Below are 6,146 nucleotides of genomic sequence, written 5' to 3'. Positions count from 1 at the left end.
GTCCACGGGGTTTCTCCTTCTTGGAATGCCAAGTCCGCAAACTCAGCATCCATCGGAGGGACTCCGTGGACAACCTGTTGAGAGATCACACCTAGAGCACCTTGCCCGGGTTCATGATTCCACGAGGGTCCAGTGCCTGCTTGATGGAGCGCATCAGTTCCAGGCCCACCGGATCGCCGTAGTTCACCAGGGTGTCGCGTTTCAGTTGACCAATGCCGTGTTCGGCGGCGATCGAACCCCCGTAGGCCGTGACGATATCGTGGACGAGCTGGTTGAACTCGTCCCATCGGGCCAGAAAGGCAGCGCCGTCCATGCCCCGCGGTTGTGACAGGTTGAAATGAATGTTGCCATCGCCCAGGTGCCCGAAGGCGCAGGGCCTGACACCCGGCAGGCGCTCCTCGACGGCTCGGCAGGCCTCTTCGACAAAGGCCGGAATGCGGGAAACCGGTACCGATATATCGTGCTTGATGCTCGCGCCCTCACCCTTCTGGCCAGCGGGGATGCTCTTGCGGATACGCCACAGTGCGTCTGCGTCGTCGCGGTCGACGGCAACTCTGGAAGCGGCCAGTTGCCCGTGCTTTTCTGCGGCTGCCAGGGCGGCCTGCAGCCGATCGGTGAGGGCAACGCCCTCGGCGGCGTCGGCCAGTTCCAGTAGCAGGTACCACGGGTGGGGCCGAGGCAGCGGTTCGTCACAGCCATCGGTATGCTTGAGCGCGGTCTCCAGGCTGAAGCGGCTCATCAATTCACAGCCCACCACGCGGTCCGCGGTGGCCTCCCGCAGTCTGACCAGCAGGCCCGGTGCCGGCTCCAGGGCCTCAAGGCCCACGATGGCTGTTGCCTGCTGACCGGGCTGGGGGAAGAGCTGGAAAACGCCGGCGGTGATGATGCCCAGGCTGCCTTCCGAACCGATGAACAGGTCGCGCAGGTCATAGCCCGCGTTGTCCTTGCGGAGACCACGCAGGCCGTGCCAGATGCGGCCATCTGCAAGCACCACCTCCAGCCCCAGGGCCAGTGCCCTGGTATTGCCGTAATGCAGCACGTTGATGCCGCCGGCATTGGTGGCCAGTGCACCGCCGATCTGCGTCTGGGCCGCGGCCGCGAGGCTCAGGGGAAACAGGCGTCCCGCGTCGGCAGCCGCCTGTTGAACTGCGGCAAGCGTGCAGCCTGCCTCAACGGTCAGGGTATTGTTGTCGGTGTCGATTTCCCGCACGCGATGGAGCCGTTCAAGACTGAGAATGATCTGGCGGCCGCTCTCATCCGGTGCCGCGCCGCCACACAGGCCCGTATTACCGCCCTGCGGTACGACGCCGATCCCCGCCTGGTTGCAAAGCCGCAGGACGGTGGCCACTTCTTCGGTGGAGCCGGGGCGGACCACGGCAGCCGCTACGCCCCCATAGAGACCTCGCCATTCCTTCAGATAAGGACCATGGGCAGAGGTCTCTACCCAGCCGGCGGGCCCGAGCAGGGTCCGGATCTTGTTCAACGTCTGCCGCATGCTGTCTCCGTGGATCGATCGGTGCGTTCGCGTTGCGCGCGCACCCCGTACAATAGCCTATCGGTACGCAGGGTCGTGGTCAGGCGCAATGCGCAAGATTCTCCATCTCGACATGGATGCCTTCTACGCAGCCATCGAGCAGCGGGACGATCCCGCCCTGCGCGGACGGCCCGTGATCGTCGGCGGCTCCCCGGATGGTCGCGGTGTGGTTGCCACCTGCAGCTACGAGGCGCGGCGCTTCGGTATTCACTCCGCCATGCCTGCCGCCCGCGCCGTGCGGCTTTGCCCTGACGCGGTATTCATTCGCCCCCGGTTTGATGCCTATCGATCGGTTTCGCGGCAGGTGCAGAGCATTTTCCGTGACTACACGGACCTCGTGGAGCCCTTGTCGCTGGACGAGGCTTACCTGGATGTTACCGGGACGCCGGGTTTCAGCGGGTCCGCCACCCTGATCGCCCGGGACATCAAGCGTCGCGTGCGGGAGGGCACCGGGCTCACGATCTCCGCAGGCGTGTCCTACAACAAGTTTCTGGCCAAGCAGGCATCTGACCTGGACAAGCCTGATGGCCTGCACCTCATTACCCCCGAGGCCGGTGCGGCCTTCGTCGCCGAGTTGCCCATCGGCCGGTTTCATGGCGTGGGTCGCGCCACCGAACGGCGCATGCACGCACTTGGCATTCACGTCGGCGCCGATCTGCTCCGCTTTTCCCTGGAGGAGTTGCAGCAGGCCTTCGGCAAGCGCGCGCCATTCTATTACGACATCGCCCGGGGCATTGACCATCGACCCGTGCAGGCTACCCGGGAGCGCAAGTCCATTGGTGCGGAGACGACCTTCGCCCACGATCTGGTGCGGCCCATGGACATGCTTGAGGCGCTGCAGCCCCTGGCCGCCAAGGCGGTGACGTCCATGGCTGGCAAGCGCCTGGTCGCCCACACGGTAACCTTGAAGGTGAAGTACGCAGACTTCGAGCAGATTACCCGCAGCCGCTCGGACCGTTTTGCCTATCGCACCGAAGAATCAGTCATGCGCGTGGTCAGCGGGCTGCTGTCGGATACCGAGGCGGGCCATCGTCCGGTGCGGCTGCTGGGCGTGACACTCTCCGGTCTGGCGCCCGCTGCCGAAGGTGTTGCCGAGCAGCTCGCCTGGCGGTTCTAGGCTCGGCTGCATCAGTCCGCCGGCACGGTCCGGTCCTGTGCCCATGCCCTCAGGCGATCCAGGTTCTCCCGCATGACTACCGACAACGGCCGGGTCTCGGCGAGTTCGGTGAGCAGATGCTCCGTGGTCAGTTTCGCGTCGTGCTCCCGGGCGAGGTAGAGCCCGGCGACCACCGCCTGTTCGATCTCCGCCCCGGAAAACCCTTCGCAGGCCTCTGCCAGGCGGGGCAGGTCGAACTGCTCCGGCGGTAGATCGCGCTTTTCCAGATGAATCCGGAAGATTTCCTGCCGCACCTCGGTGCTGGGCAAGTCGATGAAAAAGATCTCGTCCATGCGACCCTTGCGGATCAGCTCCGGCGGCAGTCGTTCGATGGCATTGGCCGTGGCGACGATGAACACCTCGCGACGGTTCTCCGCCATCCAGGTGAGCAGGCTGCCGAGCATCCGCTGCGAGACGCCGCCATCGCTCCCCGACTGGGACATGGCCTTCTCGATCTCGTCGATCCACAGCACGCAGGGGGCCATGACCTCGGCGCTGCGCAGCGCCTCGCGCAGGTTTCGTTCACTCTCGCCGTAGTACTTGTTGTAGAGCGTGCCCATGTCGAGACCCAGCAGGGGCAGCCCCCACAGTCCCGCCACCGCCTTGGCGGCCAGGCTCTTGCCGCCGCCCTGCACGCCCACCAGGAGGATGCCCTTGGGCGGATCGAGTTGGGTGTCCGCCCGGGTGAAAGCCTGACGGCGGCGTTCCAGCCAGCGCTTGAGGCGTGTCAGGCCGCCGACCTCGGAGAAGCGAGCCGTATCGTAGGTGAAGGACAGGGCGCCGCCGCGATCGAGCAGACGATATTTTGCCTCCATCACGCCGGGCAGATCGGATTCGGTGATGGCGCCGTCGTTCTGGATCGCGCTTCGGGCCAGGCGCCGGGCGTCCCAGGCGGTCAGGCCGGTGAGGTTCTGTACCAGCTTCTCGAGGGTGGCGCGGTCCGTCCGTACCCGCTGGCCGCCGTTGCGTCTCGCCCACTCCGTTGCCTCCTCGTTGACGATGCGCAGCAGTGCGTCGCGGTCTGGCAGGGATGGCTCGAAACGGGCAAAGAACTTGCGCAGTTCCGGCGGGTGATCGAAACGATGGCTGATCAGCGCGACTGTGCGCGGGTTGTCGCCGTAACCCTGGGCGATTTCCTTGAGCAGCCGGACATGGATCGGGTCGCTTACATAGGGATGGAAGTCCGGCGCCAGGTAGACGCCAGCCTGGGCATTGCTGCGCAGGTGGCGGAGGAAATTCCCCGGATCGGAGGTGCCCTCCATGGGTGGTCCCTCGATGTCCAGGCGCCGCAGGCCGTCGGTGATGCTCCACGTAAACAGTGGCCGCCCCAGTCGGGGGATCAGGCGGCAGAACAGTTCCCGGACGCGCTGTTCCTCGTCCGTCTCAACCGCGATCAGCGGCACATGGGAGCGGAGCAGCAACTCCAGGTCGTTGATGTCATCGTTGGCCATGCGCCGGCATCCGTTTTTTCGGCTGTTATGTGTGCGTGAACTTGCCCCGCCTCAGTCCTGTTCCGGATAGACGTCGACGTTGGTCAACTCGCCATCCATGCCCACTCGCAGGGTCAGGACGATGGGGCGGCAGCAGACCTGGCAGTCCTCGACATATTCCTGTTCTCCGGCAGAGTAGTCCACCACTGTCGAGAAATGCTCCCAGCAGTAGGGACATTCCACGGTCCATTCGGTGATCATGGGCTGGTCTCCGGCAGGAAACGTTGCAGTAGGCCGTCCAGATGATCATAACCACGACGGCTTGCCCGATAATGTGCGCCATCGCCCACCAGCAGGCCCTCGGCAACCAGTGGTTGCAGATCCTCGCGTAGTGTCGCCGCAGGCAAGTTGGTTCGCGCGGCAAAGTCATCAAGGCGGAATCCCTGGGTGAGGCGCAGCGCATTCATCAGGAACTCAAGCGGGCGTTCCGCCACCGGAACGGCCCAGGCGGCTGCTTCGGTCGAGCCCCGGAGACTCTGTTGAATGTAGAGTTCCGGCACCTTGGCCTTGCGGTAACGGCGAATCTCGCCGCTTGCCGGGTCGGTGATCTTGCCATGGGCGCCGGCACCCACCGCCAGGTAATCGCCGAAGCGCCAGTAATTGAGGTTGTGCCGGCACGTCTGACCGGGGGTCGCCCAGGCCGACACCTCGTAGCGGGTGAGCCCCCCCGCCTGCAGGCGCTCGCCGCAGGCGGTCTGCATCTGCCAGGCCAGCTCCTCGTCCGGCAACGCGGGCGGGCGCCTGTAGAACACTGTGTTCGGCTCGATGGTGAGCTGGTAGTGGGAAACGTGCGGCGCCTGCAGGGCCAGCGCCTCGTCGACGTCGGCCAGGGCTTCCTCCAGGCTTTGCCCTGGCAGAGCAAACATGAGATCAAGGTTGAAACGCTGGAAACCGGCGGCTCTGGCCGTTTCTGCGGCACGCCGCGCTTCATCGGCGCCATGAATGCGATCCAGCCGTTGCAGCAGATGTGCCTGAAAGCTCTGCACCCCAATGGACAGACGATGGATCCCCGCCGCCCGGAACTCCGAAAAGCGTCCCTGCTCCACGGCACCGGGGTTTGCTTCCAGGGTGATTTCGGCGTTATCTGATAGCCGCTCACCCACGGCGGCAAGGATGCGGGCCAGCTGCTCCGGTGGAAACAGGCTCGGGGTGCCGCCGCCGATAAAGATCGTCTCGATGGAGCGTCCGGGCGCCCGGCTCAGCTCCCGCTGCAGATCCAGCAGCAGCGCCTCGGTGTAACGGTCATGGGGCAACTCGCCGCGCAGGGCGTGGGAGTTGAAGTCACAATAGGGACATTTGTGAACGCACCATGGCAGGTGAATGTACAAGCCCAGTGGAGGCGATGGTTCCGCCATGTCATGCCCTCAACCGGTGGTGGCCGCAAGTTGCTGCACCAGCGCCTTGAGCGCCCGACCGCGATGGCTGAGCCGGTTCTTCAGGTCCTCCGGTAGTTCGGCGACGCTGCAGTCCTGGTCCGGCAGCCAGAACAGCGGGTCGTAGCCGAAACCACTGCGGCCCCGTGGTTGTTCAAGGATGCGCCCCTCCCAGCTGGCCTGACAGATCAGCGGCGTCGGGTCGGCTGCGTGCCGCATATAGACGATGACGCATTGATAGCGGCCGCTGCGCTCTGCCGCCGGCAGCCCGGAGAGTTCTGCCAGCAACAGGTCGTTATTGTTCTCATCGGAGGCATCCGGGCCGGCGTAGCGTGCCGAGTAGATGCCGGGCTCACCTTCAAGCGCATCGACTTCCAGGCCGGAATCATCGGCGATGGCGGGCAGCCGGGTGTGCTGACAGGCGTTGCGTGCCTTGATGATGGCGTTTTCCACGAAGCTCATGCCGGTTTCTTCCGCTGCCGGCACGAGGAAATCCGATTGGGGAATCACCTGCAGCCCGGTGGGAAGCAGTACCGCCGCGACTTCCCGCACCTTGCCCGGATTGTCGCTGGCAAACACGATACGGTTCATGG

At 64.9% G+C, this 6,146-nt stretch carries 6 protein-coding genes; 1 reads left to right on the top strand and 5 read right to left on the bottom strand.

All coding sequences use genetic code 11. The annotated features are described in order from the left end of the window. Positions 1-91 precede the first annotated feature (91 nt). Complete coding sequence (locus J2T57_RS12430) at positions 92-1,495, bottom strand: FAD-binding oxidoreductase (RefSeq protein ID WP_253478706.1); 1,404 nt, start codon at positions 1,493-1,495, stop codon at positions 92-94. Between the two features lie 88 nt (positions 1,496-1,583). On the opposite strand from J2T57_RS12430, the gene dinB reads away from it, so the two are divergent. Beyond that, positions 1,584-2,651: a DNA polymerase IV gene (gene dinB / locus J2T57_RS12425; protein WP_253478704.1), complete on the top strand. Its 1,068-nt coding sequence runs from the start codon at positions 1,584-1,586 to the stop codon at positions 2,649-2,651. Between the two features lie 11 nt (positions 2,652-2,662). Here dinB and J2T57_RS12420 read toward each other — a convergent pair whose 3' ends face one another. From J2T57_RS12420 to rdgB, 4 genes are read right to left on the bottom strand one after another with little or no spacing between them, the layout of a single operon-like run. Next, positions 2,663-4,141 (bottom strand): AAA family ATPase, encoded by a 1,479-nt coding sequence (locus J2T57_RS12420; protein ID WP_253478701.1) that lies wholly within the window; start codon positions 4,139-4,141, stop codon positions 2,663-2,665. Between the two features lie 51 nt (positions 4,142-4,192). Then, positions 4,193-4,381, bottom strand: a complete 189-nt coding sequence (locus J2T57_RS12415; RefSeq protein ID WP_253478698.1) for a CPXCG motif-containing cysteine-rich protein — start codon at positions 4,379-4,381, stop codon at positions 4,193-4,195. Then, the gene (gene hemW / locus J2T57_RS12410) at positions 4,378-5,535 is read right to left on the bottom strand and encodes a radical SAM family heme chaperone HemW (RefSeq protein ID WP_253478695.1); all 1,158 of its coding nucleotides are present in this window, start codon (positions 5,533-5,535) and stop codon (positions 4,378-4,380) included. Before hemW ends, J2T57_RS12415 begins: the two co-directional genes overlap by 4 nt. Positions 5,536-5,544: 9 nt before the next feature. Continuing rightward, complete coding sequence (gene rdgB / locus J2T57_RS12405; protein WP_253478691.1) at positions 5,545-6,144, bottom strand: RdgB/HAM1 family non-canonical purine NTP pyrophosphatase; 600 nt, start codon at positions 6,142-6,144, stop codon at positions 5,545-5,547. Positions 6,145-6,146: the final 2 nt, after the last annotated feature.

The organism is Natronocella acetinitrilica (assembly GCF_024170285.1).
GTDB classification, from domain to species: domain Bacteria; phylum Pseudomonadota; class Gammaproteobacteria; order Nitrococcales; family Aquisalimonadaceae; genus Natronocella; species Natronocella acetinitrilica.
The sequence above is the reverse complement of the archived record's forward strand: the minus strand, read 5'-3'. Positions and strand labels throughout refer to the sequence as shown.